The sequence below is a fragment of the Nocardia pseudovaccinii genome (assembly GCF_050942345.1).
In the GTDB taxonomy this organism is placed as follows: Bacteria; Actinomycetota; Actinomycetes; order Mycobacteriales; family Mycobacteriaceae; genus Nocardia; species Nocardia pseudovaccinii.
In genome coordinates, this window is record NZ_CP192074.1 from 662,856 (window position 1) to 686,014 (window position 23,159).

Genomic DNA, 23,159 nt, shown 5'->3' on the forward strand with positions numbered 1-23,159 from the left:
CTCCGACCGCGGACGCGCAATCCCACCGATCCGGCTTTCAGGTACGCGACCGCATGCCGACCAGGCTTCCCGGCACACCTGACGCAATTCTAACGGGTACGGCCGGTGACGCATTCCGTCACCGGCCGTACGCGATGTGCCGACTCAGGCGCGGCTGGCCCGGATCGCCTCGAAGACATTCGGATCGACCAGCGTCGAGGTGTCGCCCAATTCGCGGCCCTCCGCGACATCGCGCAGCAGTCGCCGCATGATCTTGCCGCTGCGGGTCTTGGGCAGCTCGGGTACCACGTGGATCTCGCGTGGCCGGGCGATCGGGCTGATCTCCCGCGACACCTCCGCCTTCAGTTCGCCGATCAGCGCGTCGCCGGTGTCCTTGGCCTCGGCCGTCAGGATCACGAAGGCGACAATGCCCTGTCCGGTGGTCGCATCGCTGGCGCCCACCACCGCGGCCTCGGCGACGCCGGAGTGACCGACCAGCGCGGATTCGACCTCGGCGGTGGAGATTCGGTGACCCGACACATTCATCACATCATCGACCCGGCCGAGTACCCACAGATCGCCGTCGGCATCGAGTTTGGCGCCGTCACCGGCGAAGTACCAGCCCTGTTCCGCGTAGCGCTCCCAATAGGTGGACCGGTAGCGGTCCATATCGCCCCAGATGCCGCGCAGCATCGACGGCCACGGCTGATCGAGCACCAGATAGCCGTTGGCCTCGGTCTCACCGAGCTCGACCGCCTTGCCTTCTTCGTCGACGACCTTCGCCGAGATTCCGGGCAGCGGTGTCATCGCGGCACCGGGCTTGGCGGCGGTGACGCCCGGCAGCGGGGAGATCATGATCGACCCCGTCTCGGTCTGCCACCAGGTGTCCACGATGGGCGCGGTGTCCGCGCCGATCACCTCGCGGTACCAGCGCCAGGCCTCCGGATTGATGGGTTCGCCGACGCTGCCGAGCACCCGGATGCTGGACAGGTCATGTGCGGCCGGAATCTCCCTACCCCACTTCATGAATGTGCGAACCAGCGTCGGTGCCGTGTAATAGATTGTGACGCTGTACTTTTCGACGATGTTCCAGTGCCGGTGCTCATCCGGGAAGTTCGGCGTGCCCTCGTAGACGACCTGGGTGGTCCGGTTCGACAGCGGTCCGTAGACGATGTAGGTGTGCCCGGTGACCCAGCCGATATCGGCGGTGCACCAGTAGATGTCCTGTCCGGCCTTGTGGTCGAAGACATTGTGGTGGGTGTAGGACGCCTGGGTGAGATATCCGCCGCTGGTGTGCAGGATGCCCTTGGGCTTACCGGTGGTGCCGGAGGTGTAGAGGATGAACAGCGGGTGCTCGGCATCGAAGGCCTGCGCCTGATGTTCGGGGGCCGCCTGCGCGACGGTCTCGTGCCACCACAGGTCGCGGCCCTCGGTCCACGGCACCTCGATATCCGTGCGCCGCACCACCAGTACATGCTCGACAGTGTGCGGCACATCGCCATTGGCGTAGAGCGCCTCGTCGACGGCCTCCTTCAGCGGTGCGGCCTTACCGCGCCGCCACTGACCGTCGGTGGTGATGATCAACCGGGCGCTCGCGTCGTCGACGCGCTGGCGCAGCGCGGTGGGGGAGAAGCCCGCGAATACCACCGAATGCGTCAGCCCGAGCCGGGCGCAGGCCAGCATCGACACGATCGCCTCGGGAACCATCGGCATATAGATGGCGACTCGATCGCCCGCCTCGAGCCCGAGCTCGGTCAGATAGTTTGCGGCGCGGGAAACTTCGGCGAGGAGTTCGGCGTAGGTGATGTCGCGGGAGTCGCCCGGTTCGCCCTCCCAGTGGATGGCGACCTGATCGCCGTGCCCGTCGAGCACGTGGCGGTCCACGCAGTTGTAGGCGACATTGAGCTTGCCGTCGACGAACCACTTCGCGACGGGCGCGTCACTCCAGTCCAGCACCTGTGTCCACGGCTGCTCCCAGTGCAGCCGGTCGGCCTGCTCGGCCCAGAACGCGTCGCGATCCGCCGTGGACCGCTGGTACAACGACGCGTCGGCATTCGCCGCCGCGGCGAATGCCGCGGTCGGCGCGTACGAGTCCCGGTGGTCGGTGGTTTCGGTCATCTCGTCTCTTCCTCACGTAGCCCCGTGGTGCTGGCAGTCGCAGTCGATTTCGACAGTAACCAACTGTGATCCAGCCCGCGCCTGCTGTGTCCAATGGGTTTCCATCGCGTCACCGCGGCGGGTATCCTGCGCGATCCGCTGACAAACCGAGCCTTCGGTAGCTATCGTCATAGACCAACCAGCTCCGGATACCGGAAGCCCCAACGGAGGCATACTTCCGGCGGATGGCTGTCTTCTTCTTAATGTTTAGCGCGTTTCGACGATGTTGCCGGATTGGTAACAAGTGGAACGAACCTCTGTCAATCGGGTGACAAGGCTGCTTCGAATAGCTAACGTCCCAGGCATTCCAAGGCGGATCGAGTCGAGGCGCGCTGGGCAGATGCTCATGCGTCGTCGCGGATCCCCTTCGCCTGTCTCGAAATCGGGAGAACGCGTTGAGATTCAACAGAGCTACAGCGTTGACCGCGGCAGTCCTGCTGGCCACAAGCCTGGGACTGTCCGCATGCTCGTCGAGCGATAGTGCCGACGCCGACATCGTCACCACGAACGGTGGTGAACCGCAGAATCCGTTGGTGCCGACCAATACCAACGAGAATATGGGCGGCCGCGTCGTCGACCGGCTGTTCGCGGGTCTGAAGTACTACGACGGCAAGGGTGTCGCGCACGACGAGATGGCCGAGTCCATCAAGACGAACGACCGTAAGACCTACACGATCACCATCAAGCCGGACTGGAAGTTCACCGACGGCAGCACGGTGACCGCGAAGTCCTTCGTCGACGCCTGGAACTACGGCGCCCTCGGCACCAACGGTCAGCTGCAGAGTTACGCGTTCACCCCGATCGTCGGATTCGACGAGGTGTCGGCGGAAAAGCCCACGGCACAAACGATGTCGGGGCTGAAGGTGGTCGACGGCCGAACCTTCACCGTCGAGCTGAAGTCGCCGTCCATCGACTTCGAGACCGAACTCGGCTACGCGCCGTTCTATCCGCTGCCCGATGCCGCGTTCAAGGATATGAAGGCCTTCGGTGAGAACCCGATCGGCAACGGCCCGTACAAGTTCCAGACCTGGGAGCACAACGTCAAGATCGACATGGTGCCCAACCCGGACTACAAGGGCGGCCGTGCGCCCAAGAACAAGGGTCTGCGCTTCGTCATGTACCAGTCGTTCGATACCGCCTACTCGGATCTGCAGGCAGGCAATCTCGATACCCTCGACACCATTCCGGACAGCGCGCTGACTTCGTACAAGAAGGACCTCGGCGATCGCGCGATCCTGGAGCCGTCGGCGCAGAATCAGCACATCGGCGTCCAGTCCAATGTCCCGCATTTCGGCGGTGAGGAAGGGCTGCTGCGGCGCCGGGCCATCTCGATGGCGATCAACCGGCAGCAGATCTGCGACACCATCTTCAACGGCACCAAGATTCCGGCGCGCGACTTCACCTCGAGCACCCTGCCCGGGTTCAACGGCAATCTGCCCGGCTCGGAGGTATTGAAGTACAACCCCGAAGAGGCCAAGAAGATTTGGGCGCAGGCCGATGCCATTTCGCCGTGGTCGGGGCGCTACGAAATCGCCTACAACTCCGACGGCGGCCACCAGGCGTGGATCGAGGCCGTGGCCAACAGCATCAAGAACACCCTCGGTATCGATGCCGTCGGTGCGCCGTATCCGACGTTCAAGAACATCCGAGATCTGGTGAACCAGAAGACGATCGGCAAGTCGTTCCGCTACGGCTGGCAGGGCGACTACCCGACCATGCTGCAATTCCTCACCTCGCAGTACTACAGCTACTCCGAGACCAATAACGTCGACTACAAGAGCCCCGAATTCGACCACCTGCTCGACGCCGCACTGGCCGCGCCGACACTCGAGGAGTCGTACAAGATCGTGGCGCAGGCGCAGGCGTTGCTGATCAAGGATATGGCCGATATCCCCGTGCTCGATTATCTTGCCGCGGCGGGACGTTCGGACAAGGTGAAGAAGGCCGACCTGGCCTGGAATGGCCTGTTCGACTTCGAAAACATCGAGAAGTAGCCGCTCGGCGCGGTCGTGCCGCACATTCCGACGGCACGACCGCGCCGCTCACCCAGGAGACGAAATGGCCTGGTATGTCGTGCGGCGTCTGCTCCAAATGATCCCCGTCTTCCTCGGGGCGACGCTGCTCATCTATGCACTGGTCTTCTTAGTTCCGGGCGATCCGATTCACGCGCTGGCCGGCGACAAGCCGATGACGCCTGCCGTGGAGGCCCAACTGCGTGCGCGTTATCACCTGGATCGTCCGTTCATCGTGCAGTATCTGCTGTATCTGAAGGGCATTTTCACCCTCGACTTCGGGACGGCCTTCTCCGGTCGGCCGGTGCGCGACGAACTCGCCCGCGCCTTCCCGATCACCATCAAATTGGCCTTCATGGCGGTGCTCATCGAGGGTGTCTTCGGTGTCGTCTTCGGTTTGATCGCGGGACTGCGCAAAGGCAAACTGTTCGATTCCACGCTGCTGGTGGTCAGCCTGATCATCATCGCGGTGCCGATCTTCGTGATCGGGTTCCTGGCCCAGTTCGTCCTGGGTGTGAAGTGGGGTATCGCGCCGGTGACCGTCACGGGTAAGGCCAGCGTCGGTGAATTGCTCGTGCCCGCATTCGTTCTCGGGTCACTGTCGTTCGCCTATGTGCTCCGGCTGACCCGAAATTCGGTGGCGGAGAACATGTCCGCCGATTACGTGCGCACCGCGACCGCGAAGGGGCTCAGTCGCCCACGCGTGGTCACCGTGCACATTCTGCGTAACTCGATGATTCCGGTGATCACCTTTCTCGGCGCCGATCTCGGTGCGTTGATCGGCGGCGCGGTCGTCACCGAGGGCATCTTCAACATCCCGGGCGTGGGTGGGACGCTGTACCAGGCGATTACCCGCGGTGAGCCGCCGACGGTGGTCTCCTTCGTGACCGTGCTCATCGTGATCTTCCTGATCTCGAATCTGATCATCGATCTGCTCTATGCCGCGCTCGACCCGAGGATCCGATATGCCTGAGCTCGAGAAGAAAGCTCCGGACCGGCAGCAGCATTTCGTCGCGCCGCCCGATGAAGTCGAGGTGCTCGCCACCGATCAGGTCGTCGATACCGGTTCGCCGACCAGCATCTGGCACGACGCCTGGCGGCAGTTGCGCCGCAATCCGATCTTCATCGTGGCCGCGGTGCTGATCGTGTTCATCGCCATCGTGGTGCTGTGGCCCGGCCTGTTCTCCGATCAGGATCCGCGCTACTGCAACGGCGATTTCAGCATGGATCCGCGCGGGCCCGGACATCCGTTCGGTTTCGATAAGCAGGGTTGCGATGTCTACACCCGAACCGTTTACGGCGCGCGAGCTTCCGTAATGGCGGGTTTGGGTGCCACCACGGTATTCCTGCTGGTCGGCGGCATGCTCGGGGCCCTCGCGGGCTTCTACGGCGGGTTGCTCGATTCGGTGGTATCGCGCATCGCGGAGATCTTCTACGCGATTCCGCTGATGCTGGCCGCGATCGTCATCATGCAGTTGCTCGATTCGCGCACGATCTGGACCGTCATCCTCATCCTGGCCGCATTCACCTGGCCACAGGCCGCACGCATCGCGCGCAGTGCGGTGATCGAGGCGAAGAACAGCGAATATGTCACGGCGGCGAAGGCATTGGGAGTCTCCCGAATACGCACGCTGCTGCGCCATGTGCTGCCGAATGCGGCCGGGCCGCTGATCGTGGTCACCACGATCTGGCTCGGTGCGTTCATCGTCACCGAGGCGACGCTGTCCTACCTCGGTGTCGGCCTGCCGCGCACGATCGTGTCGTGGGGCTCGGATATCAATACCAACCAGCACGAGTTGCGCGGCGGATCGCCGATTTTGTTCTATCCCGCTACGGCTCTGGCGCTCACGGTGCTGAGCTTCATCCTGCTCGGCGACGCGCTGCGGGACGCGCTCGATCCGAAGGCGAGGAAGAGGTGACCGCGGCGATGTCGGATAAACCATTGCTCGAAATCGAGGATCTCAACGTCTGCTTCTCCTCCGAGGGCAAGAAGATTCCGGCGGTGCGCGACGTCAGTCTGACGGTGTATCCGGGCCAGACCGTCGCCATCGTCGGCGAATCCGGATCCGGGAAATCCACGACCGCACACAGCATTATCGACCTGCTGCCCGGCACCGGGCAGGTCACCTCCGGCTCGATCAGGTTCGACGGCAAGGATCTGGCGAAGGCGTCGAAACGGGAGGTCGTCGCGGTCCGCGGTAGCGGTATCGGGTTGGTGCCGCAGGATCCGATGTCGAATCTGAATCCGGTGTGGAAGATCGGGTTCCAGATTCGAGAGACCTTGGAGGCCAATGGCATTGCCAAAGGCAAGGCGGCCAAGCAGCGCGCCATCGAACTGCTCGAGGAAGCCGGGATGTCGGATGCGACGCGCCGGGTGAACCAGTATCCGCACGAATTCTCCGGCGGTATGCGCCAGCGCGCGCTCATCGCCATCGGATTGGCCTGCCGACCCAAACTGCTGATCGCCGACGAGCCGACCTCCGCCCTCGACGTGACGGTGCAGCGGCAGATCCTCGACCATCTCGACGGACTCACCAGCGAACTCGGCACCGCGGTCCTGCTCATCACCCACGACCTCGGCCTGGCCGCCGAACGCGCCGAGCACCTGGTGGTGATGTATCGGGGCAAGGTGGTGGAATCCGGTCCGGCACTGCAGATTCTGCGCGAACCACAGCACCTCTACACCAAGAAGCTGGTGAATTCCGCGCCCTCGCTCGCCTCGCAGCGGCTGTCCTCGGTGCGTGAGCGCATAGCCGTGCGTAAGCAGGCCGTACAGGTCGCGGAAGAGGTCGCGGCGGCCGATGCCGAAATCGCGGCGGTCTCCGATGACGTGGTGGTCGCACAGAAGCTGACCAAGGCGTTCAAGATTCGGGGTAGTACGCCGTGGAAGTCGACGGATTTCGTCGCCGTAGACGATGTGTCGTTCCGGCTGAAGCGCGGCACGACCACAGCCATCGTCGGCGAGTCCGGTTCGGGCAAATCGACGGTGGCACAGATGGTTCTGGGTCTGCTCGAACCGACATCGGGTTCGGTGACCTTCGACGGTCGCGAAGTGGCGAAGCTGGATCGCAAGGGCGCGTTCGCATTTCGCCGCCGAGTGCAGCCGATCTTCCAGGACCCTTACGGTTCGCTGGATCCGATGTACTCGATCTACCGCACCATCGAGGAACCGCTGCGCACGCACAAAATCGGCACCGCCAAGGAACGTGAGGCAACGGTGCGCGATCTGCTGGACAAGGTGTCGCTGCCGTCCTCGGTAATGCGCCGCTACCCCAATGAACTCTCCGGTGGCCAGCGCCAGCGCGTCGCGGTGGCGCGTGCGCTCGCGCTCTCCCCGGAGGTCGTGGTGTGCGACGAGGCGGTTTCCGCGCTCGACGTCCTCGTCCAGGCCCAGATCCTCAAGCTGCTCAACGACTTACAAGCCGAGCTGGGTCTGTCCTATCTGTTCATCACCCATGACCTTGCCGTCGTCCGCCAGATCGCCGACGACGTCCTGGTCATGCAAACCGGCAGGATCGTGGAAGCGGCCACCACCGACGAGGTCTTCCAGAACCCCACGGAGGAGTACACCCGCCGCCTGCTCGACGCCATTCCCGGGCGGGACCTGCTGGCGGGCTGACCAAGGGGCGATAGATACCTCGCGGACCGGACCCCGACGGAGCGAGTCTTACGAGCGAGGAGTTCGCGGCCCGTCTCGCGTCCGCGCCGAAGGCGCGGTCATCGAACACAGCCGAGTCGTCGAAGCACATACGACGCAGTCGTATGTCTCGACGGCGCCGCTGGCGACTGCTTGCAGGTCGCTCGAAAGGGTCGGATGCGAGACACCGGGGGGCCGCGAACACGCAGCGCCGCAGGCGCTGCAGAATGTCTCAGTGACCGATCCGCTACAGCCCCTCGTCGATCTGCCAGGAGTGCGCGAAGCCGCCGACCAGGCGCGTGACGCGCTCGCCGCGGTGCACCGGCACAAGGCGAACCGGCGGGGCTGGCCGACCACGGCCGCCGAGGCGGCCGTGCGTGCCGCGCGCTCATCCGCCGCCATCGAAGGCGGCAGTACCGAGCTGCCCGCCGACGGCCGGGTCGGGGATCCGATCCTGGCCGGCTCACTGCGGGTCGGGCAGGCGCTCGACGGTGACGCGCTGCGGAATCTGGTCGGCACCTGGCAGCGCGCACCGCTGCAGGCGCTGGCCCGGCTGCATCTGCTGGCCGCGGCCGATCTGGTGACCGACGAGGCACTGCTCGGGCGGCCGCGCGCTGACGGCGGGGTGGCCGAACGGCTCGACCTGTTGGTGCAGACCGTGCTCGGATCCAAGGCACCGGCACCGGTCATCGCGGCGGTCGTGCACGGTGAGCTACTGAACTTGCGGCCGTTCGGTACGGCCGACGGCATCGTGGCGCGGGCGGCCTCTCGACTGGTGGCCGCGTCCAGTGGGCTGGACCCGCACAGCCTCGGCGTACCGGAGGTGTTCTGGTTGCGGCGGCGTCAGCAGTATCTGGATGCGGTGGCCGGATTCGGCTCGGGTGCCCCGGATGCGGTGGGCGGCTGGGTCATCCTGTGCTGCGGCGCCTTCGAAGACGGTGCGCGCGAAGCGACATCGATCGCCGATGCGGCATCCGGATAGGGGGCTGCACACATCAAAGCGGGCGGCGTTGTCGTTGACGACCTCACCGCCCGCTAGCACGGATACCCGGTTACCAAGCGTGCTAGGTGGGTTGTGTTCTGCGGCCTCGGCGATTATCCGAACTCCGGCCGGTTCATCCCCGCAACCTGTGCGAGGCCTTCGCCGTCGAAACCCGGATCTCGCAGGCCCACAACGCTTCTGCCCTTGTCGCGGCGCGCTCCGCGTGGGTGCCTGGTGCCCGTGCTGGGAAGGGTAGGTCGGGGAGCTGAACCTTCTCTTCCGGTTCCGCTCAGGCCTTCCGCCCTTCCGTAGTTACCTTTCTACACCTGTGACTGCCCTCACATCAAGGCTTGGAAAAACATTAAATAACCGGCGCGTCTACCGGCGTTTCGTGGTTAAATGCCTGGTCGCAGCGGCCTCTGTGATATGTCTGCAAGCCTCCGTCGCGCCCCTCGGCAGCCAGCCTCGCGGCCCGCACCGGACGGCAATGGCTCAGCGGCGCCTGCGTAACAGCCGGTAGCTGATCGCCCCGGCCAGCACCGCGCTCAGCCCGACCGCCGCCGTCGCGGCAAGGGTGGTCGAGGACGGACTCTGGAAACGCGCCCACAGCGAGACCGGGTTGGAGAACGTGAGAATCGGCCAGCCCTTGGCCACCGCTTCGCGTCGCAGATTGCGATCCGGGTTCACCGCCGTCGGGTGCCCCACCGCGCTCAGCATCGGTAGATCGGTCACCGAATCGGAGTAGGCATAACACCGCGACAGGTCGTAACCCTCAGCGGCGGCGAGCTTTTCGATCGCGGTCACTTTACCCGCACCATAGCAATAGAATTCGACCTCGCCGGTGTAGCGGCCGTCTTCGACCACCATCCTGGTCGCCGCGGTATGCGAGGCGCCGAGCACCTCGGCGATCGGACCGACGATCTCCTCGCCCGAGGCCGAGACGATCACCACATCGTGTCCCCGGATCTTGTGGTCGGCAATGAGATCCGCGGCCTCGGCATAGATCAGCGGGTCGACGAGTTCGTGAAGTGTTTCGGCCACAATGGATTTCACCTGCTCCACATCCCAGCCCGCGACCATATTCGTCAGATTGGCGCGCATGCGCTCCATCTGATCGTGGTCGGCGCCCGAGAGCATGAACAGGAAGTGAGCGTAACTGCTCTCCAGCACCGCGCGCCGGTTCAGCAGGCCCTGTGCGTAGAAGGGCTTACTGAACACGTAGGTGCTCGATTTCGCGATCACCGTCTTGTCGAGATCGAAGAAGGCGGCCACGCGCTCGCCACCGGCGCTCGGTCGCTTCGCCGGCGTCGCGTCCCGTGCCGTCTGGTCCTCGAGCTCTGTCTGGTCGCCATCGGCCGTCACCCGTTCAGAATATGCATGCCGTCGCGAGGCTGTCGGACGGGTCGGGCGTCTGGTTTGTTCGGCGGGTTTGCCCCGGAGACGCCGGGCCGGTGGTGGCCACAAAGTTCTCCGTCGACAGACTTGCGTTGTGGCCCGGGCTTGGGTGTAGTATTGCTGGCACCTGGACATAGTCCAGGCGCGTTCAGCCCGACCCCCCGGGGCTGAACCCGACGGCCCCAGCCTCCTCCCCCCCCGGCTGGGGCCGTCCTCTATTTCGGGGTAGGTTCCCCCGGTTTCGGGCCTCCGGATTTATCCACACCCCCCGAGTTATCCACATTCGGCATATTGCATCTTCTGCTCGGCTACGTCTTCGAGCACGCTGACCTGCATGAATCTCGAAGCCGCCCCGGCACTCACGCCGCCGCCCGCGCTCGTGCTCATCCAGGACACCCGACTGCGCGATGAGGTGCGCCGGGTCGCGGCGGCCGCGGAGCGCGAGCTCGACGAGCGCGCGCTCTCGGTCGGTCGGCACACCTGGGTGGCGGCGCCTCTGGTGATCCTCGACACAGTGGCGGCCGAGAACTGTGCGCGGGCCGGTTATCTCCGGCGGATCGGCATCGTGCTGGTGACAGACGGGGAACCCGGATTGACCGATTGGCAGGCCGCCGCGGCTGTCGGTGCCGAACGCGTCATCGCGCTCCCCGGTGCCGCGGTCGGACTTATCGAGAAGTTTGCTGAGCATGGCGAATACCGCGTCGGCGACGGTGTTGTCGTCGCGATCGCGGGTGCCAGCGGCGGTGCGGGCGCCTCCACGTTGGCCGCGGCGACCGGACTGCGATCCGCCGCCGAGCGCTTCCGGCACGACACCGTGCTCGTCGATGGCGCACCCCTCGGCGGCGGTCTCGACCTGCTGCTCGGCATCGAAACCGGGACCGGACTGCGCTGGCCGGATCTGGTGATCGAGGACGGCCGGGTGTCGGCCGCCGCACTGCACAGCGCACTGCCGGCAGCCGTCCCAGGACTGGCGGTGCTGTCCTGCGGCCGCGGCGGTGCCGGACGCTTGCCCGCCGAAATCGGCGCTGCCGCCGTCCGTGCCGTCATCGAAGCGGGCCGTGCCGCAGGCGATTTGGTGATATGCGACATCTCGGGCGAACGCGGCCCACACGCCGACCAGATACTCGATGCGGCCGACCTCGTCGTCCTGGTCGTCCCCGCTCGCCTGCGCGCCGTAGCCGCCGCCGAATCGGTCGCCGCCCATATCGGTAGGCGAAATCCCAACCAGGGCTTGGTAGTCCGCGGCCCGGCCCCCGGCGGACTCCGCGGCCACGAGGTCGCCGAGGTCCTCGACCTCCCCCTCCTCGCCGCCGTCCGAGCTCAGCCCGGCCTCGCCGCCCGCCTCGAACGCGGTGGGCTTACTTTGCGCCGCGGGCCTCTCCGCGACGCTGCGGACGCAGTGCTCCGGGTGCTCAGCGCTCCGGCTGAGAAGGGGCTGCGATGAGTGCGTTGGTGACGTCGGAGTTGTTGGATCGGGTGCGGGAACGGTTGTCGGGAGCGTCGGGGGATCCGGATCCTGCGCAGGTGGCGGCTGCTATCCGGACCGAGGCGGGTGGCGTGCTCGGTGACACCGATCTGCTGCGGGCATTGCGGCTGTTGCAGACCGAGATGACCGGAGCGGGGCTGCTGGAGCCGCTGCTGCACGATCCCAGGGTCGCCGACGTGCTGGTGACCGCGCCGGATGCGGTGTGGATCGACCGGGGCCGTGGGCTGGAACGCACCTCGGTCGTCTTCCCGGACGAGGCGGCGGTGCGCCGCTTGGCACAGCGGTTGGCGCTGTCGGCCGGGCGGCGGCTCGACGACGCGCAACCCTGGGTGGACGGCCGCTTATCCGGAAGGGAAGCGGCACTGGGGGATTCGTTCGGAGTCCGGCTGCACGCGGTGTTGGCGCCGGTGGCACACGGCGGCACCTGCCTGTCGCTACGCGTGCTGCGTCCGGCGACACAGGGACTGGATGCGCTCGCGGCGGCGGGCGCGGTACCCGCCGACGCGAAACTTCTACTGGAGCAGATCATTCGGGCCAGGCTCGCCTTCCTGGTGGTCGGCGGAACCGGCGCGGGCAAGACAACGCTCCTGTCCGGCCTACTGGCCGAGGTCGCCGCCGACGAACGCATCATCTGCGTCGAAGACGCCGCGGAACTGGCGCCCCCGCATCCCCACGTAGTGCGCCTGGTCGCACGCACCGCGAACGTCGAGGGCGTCGGCGCGGTAACCGTCCGCGATCTTGTGCGGCAGGCCTTGCGAATGCGACCCGACCGAATCGTCGTCGGTGAAGTCCGCGGCGCAGAGGTAGTCGACCTCCTGACGGCCCTGAACACCGGCCATGACGGCGGCGCGGGCACGGTCCACGCGAACTCACCCCGCGAGGTCCCCGCCCGCCTGGAAGCCCTTGCCGCGCTGGGCGGTATGGACCGAGCCGCCCTACACAGCCAACTCGCCGCAGCCGTCCAGGTCGTACTGCACGTCCACCGCCGAGCCGACGGCTCCCGCGGCCTCCGCGAAATCGGCATCGTAGACCGCGACTCCCAAGGCCGGGTCACCATAGCCGCCGCCTGGCACGCCAACCAAGCGTCCACCCCCGCCGCCCCCACCCTCACCCGTCTCCTAGACGAACGGCTCGACCAATGAATGCGGGAATGGAGCGCACGGCGCTCGCAACCCGGACGGCTTCGCTGTCGCGCGTGCCTGTGGTCCCGTCGTCGGATGCGGTGCCGGTGCTGCGCGCGGACGCGACTCCGGCAGCGTTGCGGTCCAGCCTGATCGCGGCAGCGGTGCACTCGGGAATTGCTGGTCGGATGGCGCCGTCGCGGTGTCTGGTCGGCGAACGGTTCGGTCGATGATCGCGGGATTGGTGTGTCTGGCGATCGTGGTTTTGCTGGCGCCGCCGCCGAGTTCGCGGCGTCGGTTCGTCAGGCTGTTCACGGCGTCGGCCGGTGCCCGAAAGTTTCGGCGGGGCAGTGGGTTTCGGGTGGCCTTCGCTGTTGTCGTCGCGGGGGCGTCGGCCGTTGGTGTCGGTCCGTTGGTTGCGGCGGTGCTGGTTGGGGGAATGGTCGGTATTCGGGTGCGGCGGGCGAGTCGGGAGCGGCGGCGCAGTGCGGAGTGCGCCTATCTGTTGGACGCGCTCGAGGCGGTGATCGGAGAGCTGCGGGTAGGTGCGCATCCGAGTGCGGCGGCGGAGGTGGCCGCGCAGGAGTCGCGCGGGGAGGCCGCACGCGTCTTCGCGGTGAGCGCGGCGCGCAGCAGACTCGGTGGTTCCGGTGCGGACGGATTGCGCGAATCCGATTCGATCGTCGACGCGGAACTCGCCAGGATCGCCGACGCGTGGCAGGTCGCCGAGCGCCACGGTCTAGCTCTCGCGGAACTGCTCTCGGCTGCTCGCGCGGACCTATTGGGGCGCCTTCGTTTTCGCACGCGCACCACGGCCGCGCTCGCCGGTGCTCGCGCCACAGCGGTGGTCCTGGCGGGCCTACCGCTCCTCGGTATCGGCCTGGGCCAACTGATGGGTGCCGCTCCACTGCACGTGCTGCTGAGCCCGGGTGCCGGAACCGTACTGCTGCCACTCGGCGCGGCGCTGGCGTGCATCGGCTTGCTGTGGACCGACGCGATCACGCGAAAGGTCTTCGTATGAAACAAATCTGCTGGTCACTCACGGATTCGAAGGGGTTGGGATGATTGGGATCACCAGTGCGCCAGTGCTTTTGCTCGCAATGGCATTGGTCGTGCTGCCTGGACGAGTTGCGATGAATCGACGATTGCGGGCGTTAGGAGAGTCGGTTCCACAGCCGGTCGCCCTGGTATCTCCGCGCAGCATCAACAGCGATCCGCTGGCCATAGCCTCGGTATTCGACCTGCTGGCCGCCTGCCTACGAGCGGGATTGCCGATGGCATCTGCGGCCCGCGCGGTGGCACCGAGCGCGCCGCCAGCCCTCGGCGCGGCATTGCGCAAGGCGGCCGACCTGCTGGCACTGGGCGCGGACGCGGCAACCGCCTGGGATCAGGTGGCCCGCGACGGCGCAGACCAACCAGGCGCCGAGGAGGTCGATTCGCTGGCACGCATGGCTCGGCGCTCCGCCCGTTCCGGTGCCTCACTCGCCACCGCCATCGGCGAACTGGCCGAACAGCGCCGCAGCGGAGTCGAAGATGCGGCCGCCGCCCGCGCCGAACGCGCTGGTGTCCTCATCGGCGGCCCCCTGGGCCTCTGCTTCCTCCCAGCCTTCGTCTGCCTCGGCATCGTCCCCGTAGTAATCGGCCTCGCGAGCCGCGTCCTCGGAGGCGGACTGCTATGAGAACTACACGGCAGAGAAGTACTGCATCACCAGCGGCAGGTTCGCGAACGACCGAGTTGCGAACGACCCAGCGAGGCGGTACCGCTTCCGACGGTTCTGCTGCCCCGGACAGCGCAGCACGGGGCACTACCGAGTTGGGGATGCCCATTCGGAGCAGGACCTACCTGGGCGCGATCGCGCCGGAGACCGCCGCGCGGGGCGTTGTCGATCACGGCAAAGGTGCCGTTGCTGAGCTGCTGGGTGCTGCGCTCGGGAGCGTTGAGCTGTGTGGTGCGGTGCCGGAGCGTGCGCGGCAGGGAAGAGCGTATGGACGCGGAGTGCGCGCGCGGGGCGTTGTCGATCACGGCAAAGGTGCCGTTGCTGAGCTGCTGGGTGCTGCGCTCGGGAGCGTTGAGCTGTGTGCTGCGGTGCCGGAGCGTGCGCGGCGGGGAAGAGCGGATGGGCGCGGAGTGCGTGCGCGGGACATTGTCGACCCGGTGCAGGGCACGCACGGTTCTGTCGAACGCGGCGGTGTTGAAGGTGGCGTCGCGGAGCTACCGAGTGCGTTGCTCGGGACGGTTGAGCAGTGTGGTGCGGTGCCGGGGCGTGCGCGGCCGGGAAGAGCGTGTCGGCGCGGAGTGGCCGCGCGGGCGGGAATGAGAGGGGAAGACGGTGCGAACGGGGATGATGCGGGATCGGGTGATGCTTCGGCTGAGGGCCGTTGGCACGGAGGTGCGGGCTGGAGTGCTGCGGGTGCTGGTCGCGGACGACGGGATGAGTACGGCGGAGTATGCGATCGGGACTATTGCGGCTGCGGCGTTCGGGGCCGTGCTGTATGGGGTGGTGACCGGGGACAGCATTGTGAACGCGCTGACGAAGATCATCGACAAGGCGTTGAATACCGCGGTCTAGCGCAGGGTAGTTGTCGATTAAACTACTGTGGTGCAACGCATCTCGGTGACGATCGGGGTGCGGTGACGGTTGAGGCGGCGATCGCGCTGGCTGCCATCGTGTTTGCGGTGGTGCTGTGCGTCGGTGCCTTGCTCGCGGCGTCGACGCAGGTGCGCTGTGTCGACGCCGCTCGCGAAGCGGCCAGGCTGGCTGCCCGCGGTGATCAAGCGAATGCGGTGTCGGCGGCGCGGCGGGTAGCTCCGCCGACCGCCGACATCTCGCTGCGCAGTGAGGGCGACCGGGTAGTCGCGGCGGTCTCCGCCCACGCACCCCTGCTGCCCTTACTGGTCATACGCGCCGAGGCCGTCGCTACCCGCGAGCCAGGAGCCGAGCCGTGACCAACAACGGCCGACCAATGGACCGCGACGTGCTACCGGGCACAACACAGATGAAGGACAGCGACGTGCCGCGCCCCCGAACCGCGGCAGTAAGGATGCCCAGTGACCGAGCAGTAGAAGCAGTTCCGCCGAACAACCCGCTCTGCCAACGAGGCGCCCACAATCGCAGCGGCATCGTCGACCGGTGCACAGCACGTCGCTGCTGCGCCGCCGCTGCCGGTTGGTCCAGTGCGTTTACATCAGACGGAACGCACGGGTTTTACATCGCAGTGCGGCAAGCCCGGGACGTACGAGTCGACCGCGGGTGCGGAGCACCCTCGCTCGGAGGTGGCCGAGGTGCCAGTGGACATAGCGTCCTGATGCGGCAGGCCAGGGCTGGTGATCGAATCGACCGTCGGCGCAGCGACTGTGCATTCGGAGGTGTGGGGCAGCGTCGTCACTCGTGGGGATTCCGGGCGGACAACCGAACTGACCACGGGTGCGATGCGATTGCTTCCAGGGGTGCGGACGGCCTCGATGGAGTGGAGCAGGCGCGCAAAGCGAACGCGGTCGGTGAGGTGCGGCGGGACGACGGCGTTGCGACGATGTTCGCCTGCTTCGCGCTGGCTGCTTTGATCGGCGCGACGCTATTGATCGCTCAGGTTGGGTCGGTTGTAGTAGCGCGGCATCGGGCGCAGGCTGCGGCGGATTTGGCGGCATTGGCGGCAGCGGGGGAACTCGCGCGAGGGGCCGATGTCGGATGTGCGGAAGCGGCGGAGATTGCGCGACGGATGGGAGTGCGGATTCAGCAGTGTGAAGTCGTGCAGTGGGATGTGATCGTCACTGCTGAAGGGAATGTACCAATGGGTCTGTTAGGAAAGCGGACTGTTCGCGCGGTTGCTCGTGCCGGACCTGTAGAAGTCGGAGTGTGACCGGTACGTACTTACACTCGCCAGTGGTACTTCACGATGCCGGAATTCGGTAATTGCGATGCTCGAATAAATACGCCATTGCCTCAATTTACTTAGTAACCGCGGAACGCAATCGAATGAATCTGCACGTCGGACGGTAATGGCCGTGGCAATACCTCAGTTAACATGAATCTAATCCTCTTTATTCGGCGGTCCGACACGCCCGGCGCCGCAGGCGCGAGGCACGCCGCCGCGTGCCTATAACCCCTGGTGACCACCCGGAAACGTGGACAGGTGATCACGTTCGGGGGTCGGCGCTGTCACGAATCGAGTGCGGTGCCTTCGCCGTGCTGTTCAGTTGCCCGTATCGGCGGCCAGTTCACCCAGAACCGCGGCCAGCAGGCGGGCCGCACCGGCCTTGTCCAGCGGATGGTTGCCATTGCCGCACTTGGGCGACTGTACGCAGGACGGGCATCCGACTGCGCAGGTGCACGTCTCGATCACCGCGAGCGTGGCCGACAACCAGCGATATAGCTGCGCGAACCCGCGTTCGGCGAAGCCCGCACCACCGGGCTGCCCGTCATAGACGAATACTGTCGGCAGTCCGGTATCCGGATGCTCGGCGGTCGAAACGCCGCCGATATCCCACCGGTCACACGTCGCGACCAGCGGTAATAGACCGATCGCCGCATGTTCGGCGGCGTGCAGCGCACCCGGTACCCGTGGCGTATCCAGGCCTGCCGCGGCCAGCAGCTCGGGTGTCACCGTGTACAGCACCGCGCGCGTCGGCAGCGTCTGCTCCGGCATATCCAGCTCGACCAGATCCAATACCTCGCCGGTGCGTAGCGTGCGCAGATACCCGATTACCTGGCTGGTGACGCTGACCTGCGCCAATGCGGTCGTCACCCGGCCGTGGTTGCGCTCTTCGGTCACCGCGTCGACGGCGATGGAGGTGACCTGTCTTGCGCTCGTGGTCCAGCCGGGATCGGTGCTGCGCACGAAGGCCACACCGCCCTCTAGATCCAGCTCATCGACCAGGTAGGTATCGCCTTGATGCAGATGAACGGCCCCTTCGTGCAGCGTCGCTCGCGCTCTTCCGGCATCGGCCGTGCCGAGCAATCTGCCGGTCTCGCCGTCCACGATGGCAATGGGTGTGCCGATGCCGCCGCGCACGTCGACAGCATCGTGCGGCTGCGCCTCGGCCGTCGCGAACCAGCGCGCGCTACCGTCGCGCACCGCGCCGTTGCGGCGTCGAATCAACCCCTGACCTGCGAGATCGGCGAGCACCCCGCCCGCCCCGAGCTCGTCGACCTCGTCATCGGTGAGCGGGAGTTCCAACGCCGCGCACAGCAATTGCGGACCCAATACATAGGGGTTGTGCGGATCGGTGATGGTGGCCTCGATCGGCTTGTCCAGCAGCGCCTCGGGGTGGTGGACAAGGAAGGTGTCCAGCGGATCGTCCCTGGCCACCAGCAGCACCAGCGACCCCTGCGTGCGCCGCCCCGCGCGCCCGGCCTGCTGCCAGAACGAGGCGACCGTGCCCGGAAAACCCGAGATCACGACCGCATCCAGCCCCGCTATATCGACGCCGAGCTCCAGCGCATTCGTCGTGGCCGCCCCCAGCAGCGACCCGTCCGACAGCGCGGCCTCCAGTTCGCGCCGATCCTCCGCGAGATAACCCGCCCGGTAGGCGGCGACTCGTTTGCTGAGCTCTGGATCGACGTCGGCGAGCAGCCTGCGCGCCTCGATCGCGGTCAGCTCGGCGGCCCGCCGCGACCTGACGAATGCGAGCGTGCGCGCGCCTTCGACCACCAGATCGGCCATGATCCTGGCCGCCTCCGATGTAGCGGATCGCCGAACCGGCGCACCGTTTTCGCCGGTCAGGGTGGTCAACAGCGGCGGCTCCCACAGTGCGATGGTGCGCGAGCCCTGCGGCGATCCGTCCTCGGTGACCGCGGCGCAGGGCGCGCCGATCAGCCGGGATGCCGCAGCCGCGGGCTCGGCCGTGGTGGCCGAGCACAGTATGAAGACGGGATCCGCGCCGTAATGTGCCGCGATCCGCCGCAGCCTGCGCAACACCAGCGCCACATGCGAGCCGAATACGCCCCGGTAGGCGTGGCATTCGTCGACCACCACATAGCGCAGCCTGCGCAACACCCTGGCCCAGCGCTGATGTGAGCGCAACATGCCGACGTGCAGCATGTCCGGATTCGTGAGGATCAAGCGGGCATTGGCCCGCACCCACTGCCTGACCTCGGCCGGTGTGTCCCCGTCGTAGGTGGCCGGATGGACATCCCGCAACGGCCCCTCGTGCGTCAATTCCGCTATTGCCCGCAGCTGATCAGCACCCAATGCCTTGGTCGGCGCCAGATAAAGGGCAGTGGCGAGTGGATCCTCGCGCAGTGCGGTGAGTACCGGTAGTTGGTAGCCGAGCGATTTCCCGGATGCTGTGCCGGTGCTGACGACAACGTGCCGGCCGCTCGCGGCGAGGGCGGCGGTCCTGGTCTGATGAGTCCACGGCGCCTCGACTCCGGTGGCTCGCAGCGCGGCGACGACGTCGGGCGCGGCCCAATCCGGCCAGGTAGTCGTGGCTGCGGGCCGTGCGGCGAGCTCGACGACATGGGTGAGACGGGGGTCGTCGTCGGGCGCCCCGTCGAGGACACGATTCAGCAACGATGCCCCGTAACTTCGGCCGTTGCTGGCGCGTGGCCGAGTCGCCGGGTCGGTCGGATTCACGACTCGGGCTCCGCGACACGCGCAGAAAGTGTGAAACGTGTGCGCTTGGGAAGCCCTACCTGCCATTTCGATACCAAATAGCGACCTGGGTCACAGGCTGTTTGCCAGATACTGGCTCGGTTATCCGTAAGCAAACGAACCACAAGTCTGGATTCCGGCATTGTGTCCCTCACCTGCGCATTCGCAAGATCAACTTTTTTGCAAATTGTCGGTAACTCGACTGTTGAATTGCTCGAAGACATGGTTCACTAGTTCCTGGTCGCAAGCTTCTGTGTTCGAGGGACGGATCCAAAGTCCAAACCGTCAGCAGGATCGATGTTGCGAACGGTGTGCTTGGTGCTTTCCTGCAGGGGGAACCAACAGTACAGCGGTCGGAACGGACCCGGTGGATGAACCTACTTGTCCGCCGTTCCGGTAAGAAAAGAGAAGGAACAGAATGGCACAGGGAACTGTGAAGTGGTTCAACGCGGAGAAGGGGTTCGGCTTCATCGCGCCGGAGGACGGCTCCGCTGACGTCTTCGTCCACTACTCCGAGATCCAGGGGTCGGGTTTCCGCACCCTCGAGGAGAACCAGAAGGTCGAGTTCGAGGTTGGCCAGGGCACCAAGGGCCCGCAGGCCACCGGAGTTCGCGCGCTCAGCTGAGCGTCGAAACAATCCGCTCGTCCCTCACCACCGGCAACGGAGGTGAGGGACGAGCTATATCTGGGGTAAGACAAAAACCGACGCGTACCTGCGGTGCGGTCGTATCGCCATAGGCACTGCATACTGATCACCAGCGACGCAGGTACGCTCTGTGGTTCGAGTCGCAAGCGCTCGGCCACACGTCGCGTCAAGGTATAAACGTGTCTGGTGGCAACGTCCTCCCCGTCGCCGCCGCTTGCCCCAGCCGCGCACAGCGCGAAAAAGCGCCGCGCGGGTCGATAAGGAAAGGTGTATTCGCCGGTGGCAACACGAGACCGCGGTGCAGCCGACCAGGGCCGTCCCCTGCGTCGTCTCGTGATCGTCGAGTCCCCGACCAAGGCCCGCAAAATAGCGCCCTATCTGGGTCGCAATTACACGGTCGAGGCCTCGGTCGGTCATATCCGGGACCTGCCGCGCGGTGCGGCGGACGTGCCCGCCAAGTACAAGGGCCAGTCCTGGGCGCGCCTCGGCGTCGACGTCGACAATGACTTCGAACCCATCTATGTGGTGAGTCCGGATAAGAAGGCCAAGGTTTCCGAGCTCAAGAGTCTGCTGGCCGATGCCGACGAGCTCTACCTCGCCACCGACCCCGACCGTGAGGGTGAGGCGATCGCCTGGCACCTGCTGGAGACGTTGAAACCCAAGGTGCCGGTGCGACGCATGGTGTTCCACGAGATCACCGAGCCCGCCATTCTGGCCGCCGCGGCCGATACCCGCGATCTGGACAACGATCTGGTCGATGCGCAGGAAACCAGGCGCATCCTGGACCGGTTGTACGGCTACGAGGTCAGTCCGGTGCTGTGGAAGAAGGTCATGCCGCGGCTGTCGGCGGGCCGGGTGCAGTCGGTCGCGACCAGGGTGATCGTGCAGCGCGAGCGCGAGCGGATGGCATTCCGCTCGGCCGAGTACTGGGATATCGCGGCGAAGCTGGATGCGGGCGGCGACAACGGCGACGCCACCAATCCGCGGACCTTCGGGGCGCGACTGGTCAGCGTCGACGGGACCAGGGTCGCCACCGGCCGGGACTTCGGACCGGACGGGCAGCTCAAGGGCAATGGCGTGGTCGTCCTCGACGAGCCATATGCCCGCCGTCTCGCTGAGGCGCTCGAGGGCGCCGATCTGGTGGTCTCCTCAGCGGAGGCCAAGCCGTATACGCGCAAGCCCTACGCGCCGTTCATGACCTCGACGCTGCAGCAGGAGGCGGGCCGCAAGCTGCGGTTCAATGCCGAGCGGACCATGCGGGTCGCGCAGCGGCTGTACGAGAACGGCTACATCACGTACATGCGTACCGACTCGACCACGCTGTCGGAGTCGGCGATCGCCGCGGCCAGGTCGCAGGCGACCCAGCTATACGGCGCCGAGTATGTGCACCCGACGCCGCGGCAGTACACCCGCAAGGTGAAGAACGCGCAGGAGGCGCACGAGGCGATTCGCCCGGCAGGCGATACCTTCGCGACCCCGGGTCAATTGCATGCGCGGTTGGATAATGACGAGTTCCGGCTCTATGAGCTGATCTGGCAGCGCACGGTCGCCTCGCAGATGGCCGATGCCAGGGGCACCACGCTGACACTGCGGATCACCGGTGTCGCGGGTACCGGCGAGGAATGCGTGTTCTCGGCCTCCGGTCGGACCATCACCTTCCCGGGCTTCCTCAAGGCCTATGTCGAGAGTGTCGACGAGGAGGCGGGCGGTCAGTCCGACGACGCCGAATCCCGGCTGCCCGCACTCGACGAGGGCGAGCGCGTCACGGCGGTGGAGCTGAATCCCGATGGGCACAGCACGAATCCGCCCGCGCGGTATACCGAGGCCTCGTTGATCAAGACGCTCGAAGAGCTCGGCATCGGTCGACCTTCGACGTATTCGTCGATTATCAAGACCATTCTCGACCGCGGATATGTGTACAAGCGTGGCAGTGCGCTGGTTCCGTCGTGGGTTGCCTTCGCGGTGGTCGGTTTGCTGGAGGCCTACTTCGGTCGGCTGGTCGACTTCGACTTCACCGCCGCGATGGAGGACGATCTCGATGCCATTGCCGGCGGGCGTGAGCAGCGCGGAAATTGGTTGTCCAGCTTCTATTTCGGCGGCGACCACGGTGTCGAGGGTTCGGTCGCGCGCTCCGGCGGTCTGAAGCGGATGGTCGGTGAGCGGCTCGATGATATCGATGCCCGCGAGGTCAATTCGATCAAGCTGTTCGTCGATGGCGAAGGTCGCGACGTCGTGGTTCGGGTCGGTCGGTTCGGACCGTATCTGGAGCGGATGGTTGCCGATCCCGATGACCCGGAAGGGGATTCGATTTCGCAGCGGGCGAATCTGCCCGATGATCTGCCGCCGGACGAGCTGACTCCCGAGGTCGCCGAGAAGCTTTTCTCGACGCCGCAGGAGGGACGTTCGCTGGGGACCGATCCGGCGACCGGACACGAAATCGTCGCCAAGGAAGGACGTTTCGGCCCGTACGTCACCGAGATCCTGCCGGAGCCCGCGGCCGAGGACGGACCCGCGCCCGCGAAGAAGACCGCGAAAAAGGCTGCGGCGCCTAAGCCACGGACCGGATCGCTGTTCAAAGATATGGATCTGGCGACGATTACACTCGACGATGCGCTGAAGTTGTTGTCGCTGCCGCGCGTTGTCGGCGCCGATCCGGCGTCCGGTGAGGAGATCACCGCGCAGAACGGGCGCTACGGCCCATATCTGAAGAAGGGCACCGATTCTCGTTCGTTGCTCAACGAAGACCAGATCTTCACCGTGACGCTGGACGAGGCACTCAAGATCTACGCCGAGCCCAAGCGGCGCGGACGCCAGGCCGCCAGTGCTGCGGCGCTGCGCGAGCTCGGGAACGATTCGGCCACCGGTAAGCCGATGGTGATCAAGGACGGGCGCTTCGGTCCGTACGTCACCGACGGTGAGACCAATGCCAGCCTGCGCAAGGGCGACGAAGTCGATTCGATCACCGATGAGCGGGCCTCGGAATTGCTCGCCGATCGGCGCGCGCGTGGTCCGGTGAAGAAGACGGCCAAGAAGGCGGCGGCGAAGAAGACTCCGGCCAAGAAGGCGACGGCGGCAAAGAAGACCGCCGCCAAGAAAACCACCGCAAAGAAGACGGCCGCGAAGAAGTCCTGACGGTTTTCGTCGGTGCCTTGC

The 23,159-nt window shown here is 66.0% G+C and carries 17 protein-coding genes; 14 read left to right on the forward strand and 3 right to left on the reverse strand.

Features of this window, described 5'->3' with window-relative positions; all coding sequences use genetic code 11:
- Positions 1 to 144: 144 nt before the first annotated feature.
- Positions 145 to 2,097, reverse strand: coding sequence for an acetate--CoA ligase (gene acs, locus ACQPZ2_RS03030; RefSeq protein WP_433524197.1), 1,953 nt, complete (start codon positions 2,095 to 2,097; stop codon positions 145 to 147).
- Positions 2,098 to 2,555: 458 nt separating this feature from the next.
- On the opposite strand from acs, the gene ACQPZ2_RS03035 reads away from it, so the two are divergent.
- From ACQPZ2_RS03035 to ACQPZ2_RS03055, 5 genes are all read left to right on the forward strand, one after another.
- Positions 2,556 to 4,130, forward strand: coding sequence for a peptide ABC transporter substrate-binding protein (locus ACQPZ2_RS03035; protein WP_433524198.1), 1,575 nt, complete (start codon positions 2,556 to 2,558; stop codon positions 4,128 to 4,130).
- A gap of 64 nt (positions 4,131 to 4,194) precedes the next feature.
- Positions 4,195 to 5,121 carry an ABC transporter permease gene (locus tag ACQPZ2_RS03040; protein ID WP_040686063.1) on the forward strand — a complete coding sequence of 309 codons (927 nt, stop codon included), beginning with the start codon at positions 4,195 to 4,197 and terminating at the stop codon, positions 5,119 to 5,121.
- A complete protein-coding gene (locus tag ACQPZ2_RS03045; protein ID WP_433524199.1) occupies positions 5,114 to 6,067 on the forward strand; it encodes an ABC transporter permease in 954 nt (317 codons plus the stop codon). The genes ACQPZ2_RS03040 and ACQPZ2_RS03045 overlap by 8 nt, the downstream gene beginning before the upstream one ends.
- Before the next feature lie 8 nt (positions 6,068 to 6,075).
- Positions 6,076 to 7,767, forward strand: a complete 1,692-nt coding sequence (locus ACQPZ2_RS03050) for a dipeptide ABC transporter ATP-binding protein (protein ID WP_433524200.1) — start codon at positions 6,076 to 6,078, stop codon at positions 7,765 to 7,767.
- A 253-nt stretch (positions 7,768 to 8,020) separates the two neighbouring features.
- Positions 8,021 to 8,767, forward strand: coding sequence for an oxidoreductase (locus tag ACQPZ2_RS03055; RefSeq protein ID WP_433524201.1), 747 nt, complete (start codon positions 8,021 to 8,023; stop codon positions 8,765 to 8,767).
- A 492-nt stretch (positions 8,768 to 9,259) separates the two neighbouring features.
- On the opposite strand, the gene ACQPZ2_RS03060 is transcribed toward ACQPZ2_RS03055, so the two are convergent.
- The gene (locus ACQPZ2_RS03060; protein ID WP_433524202.1) at positions 9,260 to 10,129 is read right to left on the reverse strand and encodes an HAD family hydrolase; all 870 of its coding nucleotides are present in this window, start codon (positions 10,127 to 10,129) and stop codon (positions 9,260 to 9,262) included.
- Positions 10,130 to 10,496: 367 nt separating this feature from the next.
- On the opposite strand from ACQPZ2_RS03060, the gene ssd reads away from it, so the two are divergent.
- The 7 genes from ssd (at position 10,497) to ACQPZ2_RS03095 (ending at position 16,627) form a co-directional block, all read left to right on the forward strand.
- A complete protein-coding gene (gene ssd, locus ACQPZ2_RS03065) occupies positions 10,497 to 11,606 on the forward strand; it encodes a septum site-determining protein Ssd (RefSeq protein WP_433524203.1) in 1,110 nt (369 codons plus the stop codon).
- Positions 11,603 to 12,790 (forward strand): TadA family conjugal transfer-associated ATPase, encoded by a 1,188-nt coding sequence (locus ACQPZ2_RS03070; RefSeq protein ID WP_433524204.1) that lies wholly within the window; start codon positions 11,603 to 11,605, stop codon positions 12,788 to 12,790. Before ssd ends, ACQPZ2_RS03070 begins: the two co-directional genes overlap by 4 nt.
- A 208-nt stretch (positions 12,791 to 12,998) precedes the next feature.
- Positions 12,999 to 13,790: a type II secretion system F family protein gene (locus tag ACQPZ2_RS03075; RefSeq protein WP_433524205.1), complete on the forward strand. Its 792-nt coding sequence runs from the start codon at positions 12,999 to 13,001 to the stop codon at positions 13,788 to 13,790.
- Positions 13,791 to 13,902: 112 nt separating this feature from the next.
- A complete protein-coding gene (locus tag ACQPZ2_RS03080) occupies positions 13,903 to 14,448 on the forward strand; it encodes a type II secretion system F family protein (RefSeq protein ID WP_433524206.1) in 546 nt (181 codons plus the stop codon).
- A gap of 681 nt (positions 14,449 to 15,129) precedes the next feature.
- On the forward strand, positions 15,130 to 15,339 hold the full coding sequence (locus ACQPZ2_RS03085; protein ID WP_433524207.1) for a DUF4244 domain-containing protein: 210 nt from the start codon (positions 15,130 to 15,132) through the stop codon (positions 15,337 to 15,339).
- 62 nt (positions 15,340 to 15,401) lie between these two features.
- Positions 15,402 to 15,716 (forward strand): TadE family type IV pilus minor pilin, encoded by a 315-nt coding sequence (locus tag ACQPZ2_RS03090; protein ID WP_433524208.1) that lies wholly within the window; start codon positions 15,402 to 15,404, stop codon positions 15,714 to 15,716.
- 521 nt (positions 15,717 to 16,237) lie between these two features.
- On the forward strand, positions 16,238 to 16,627 hold the full coding sequence (locus ACQPZ2_RS03095; protein ID WP_433524209.1) for an Rv3654c family TadE-like protein: 390 nt from the start codon (positions 16,238 to 16,240) through the stop codon (positions 16,625 to 16,627).
- A 333-nt stretch (positions 16,628 to 16,960) separates the two neighbouring features.
- On the opposite strand, the gene ACQPZ2_RS03100 is transcribed toward ACQPZ2_RS03095, so the two are convergent.
- Positions 16,961 to 19,279, reverse strand: coding sequence for a DEAD/DEAH box helicase (locus ACQPZ2_RS03100; protein WP_433524210.1), 2,319 nt, complete (start codon positions 19,277 to 19,279; stop codon positions 16,961 to 16,963).
- 499 nt (positions 19,280 to 19,778) lie between these two features.
- On the opposite strand from ACQPZ2_RS03100, the gene ACQPZ2_RS03105 reads away from it, so the two are divergent.
- Positions 19,779 to 19,985, forward strand: coding sequence for a cold-shock protein (locus ACQPZ2_RS03105; RefSeq protein WP_011206895.1), 207 nt, complete (start codon positions 19,779 to 19,781; stop codon positions 19,983 to 19,985).
- A 354-nt stretch (positions 19,986 to 20,339) separates the two neighbouring features.
- Positions 20,340 to 23,138 carry a type I DNA topoisomerase gene (gene topA / locus ACQPZ2_RS03110; protein WP_433527302.1) on the forward strand — a complete coding sequence of 933 codons (2,799 nt, stop codon included), beginning with the start codon at positions 20,340 to 20,342 and terminating at the stop codon, positions 23,136 to 23,138.
- The last annotated feature ends 21 nt before the right edge of the window (positions 23,139 to 23,159 follow it).

Excerpts from the sequence above, each read along its gene's own strand:
- acs (WP_433524197.1), bottom strand. The coding sequence starts at position 2,097 with ATGACCGAAACCACCGACCACCGGGACTCGTACGCGCCGACCGCGGCA.
- ACQPZ2_RS03040 (WP_040686063.1), top strand. The coding sequence starts at position 4,195 with ATGGCCTGGTATGTCGTGCGGCGTCTGCTCCAAATGATCCCCGTCTTC.
- ACQPZ2_RS03045 (WP_433524199.1), top strand. The coding sequence starts at position 5,114 with ATGCCTGAGCTCGAGAAGAAAGCTCCGGACCGGCAGCAGCATTTCGTC.
- ACQPZ2_RS03050 (WP_433524200.1), top strand. The coding sequence starts at position 6,076 with ATGTCGGATAAACCATTGCTCGAAATCGAGGATCTCAACGTCTGCTTC.
- ssd (WP_433524203.1), top strand. The coding sequence starts at position 10,497 with ATGAATCTCGAAGCCGCCCCGGCACTCACGCCGCCGCCCGCGCTCGTG.
- ACQPZ2_RS03070 (WP_433524204.1), top strand. The coding sequence starts at position 11,603 with ATGAGTGCGTTGGTGACGTCGGAGTTGTTGGATCGGGTGCGGGAACGG.
- ACQPZ2_RS03075 (WP_433524205.1), top strand. The coding sequence starts at position 12,999 with ATGATCGCGGGATTGGTGTGTCTGGCGATCGTGGTTTTGCTGGCGCCG.
- ACQPZ2_RS03080 (WP_433524206.1), top strand. The coding sequence starts at position 13,903 with ATGAATCGACGATTGCGGGCGTTAGGAGAGTCGGTTCCACAGCCGGTC.
- ACQPZ2_RS03085 (WP_433524207.1), top strand. The coding sequence starts at position 15,130 with ATGCTTCGGCTGAGGGCCGTTGGCACGGAGGTGCGGGCTGGAGTGCTG.
- ACQPZ2_RS03105 (WP_011206895.1), top strand. The coding sequence starts at position 19,779 with ATGGCACAGGGAACTGTGAAGTGGTTCAACGCGGAGAAGGGGTTCGGC.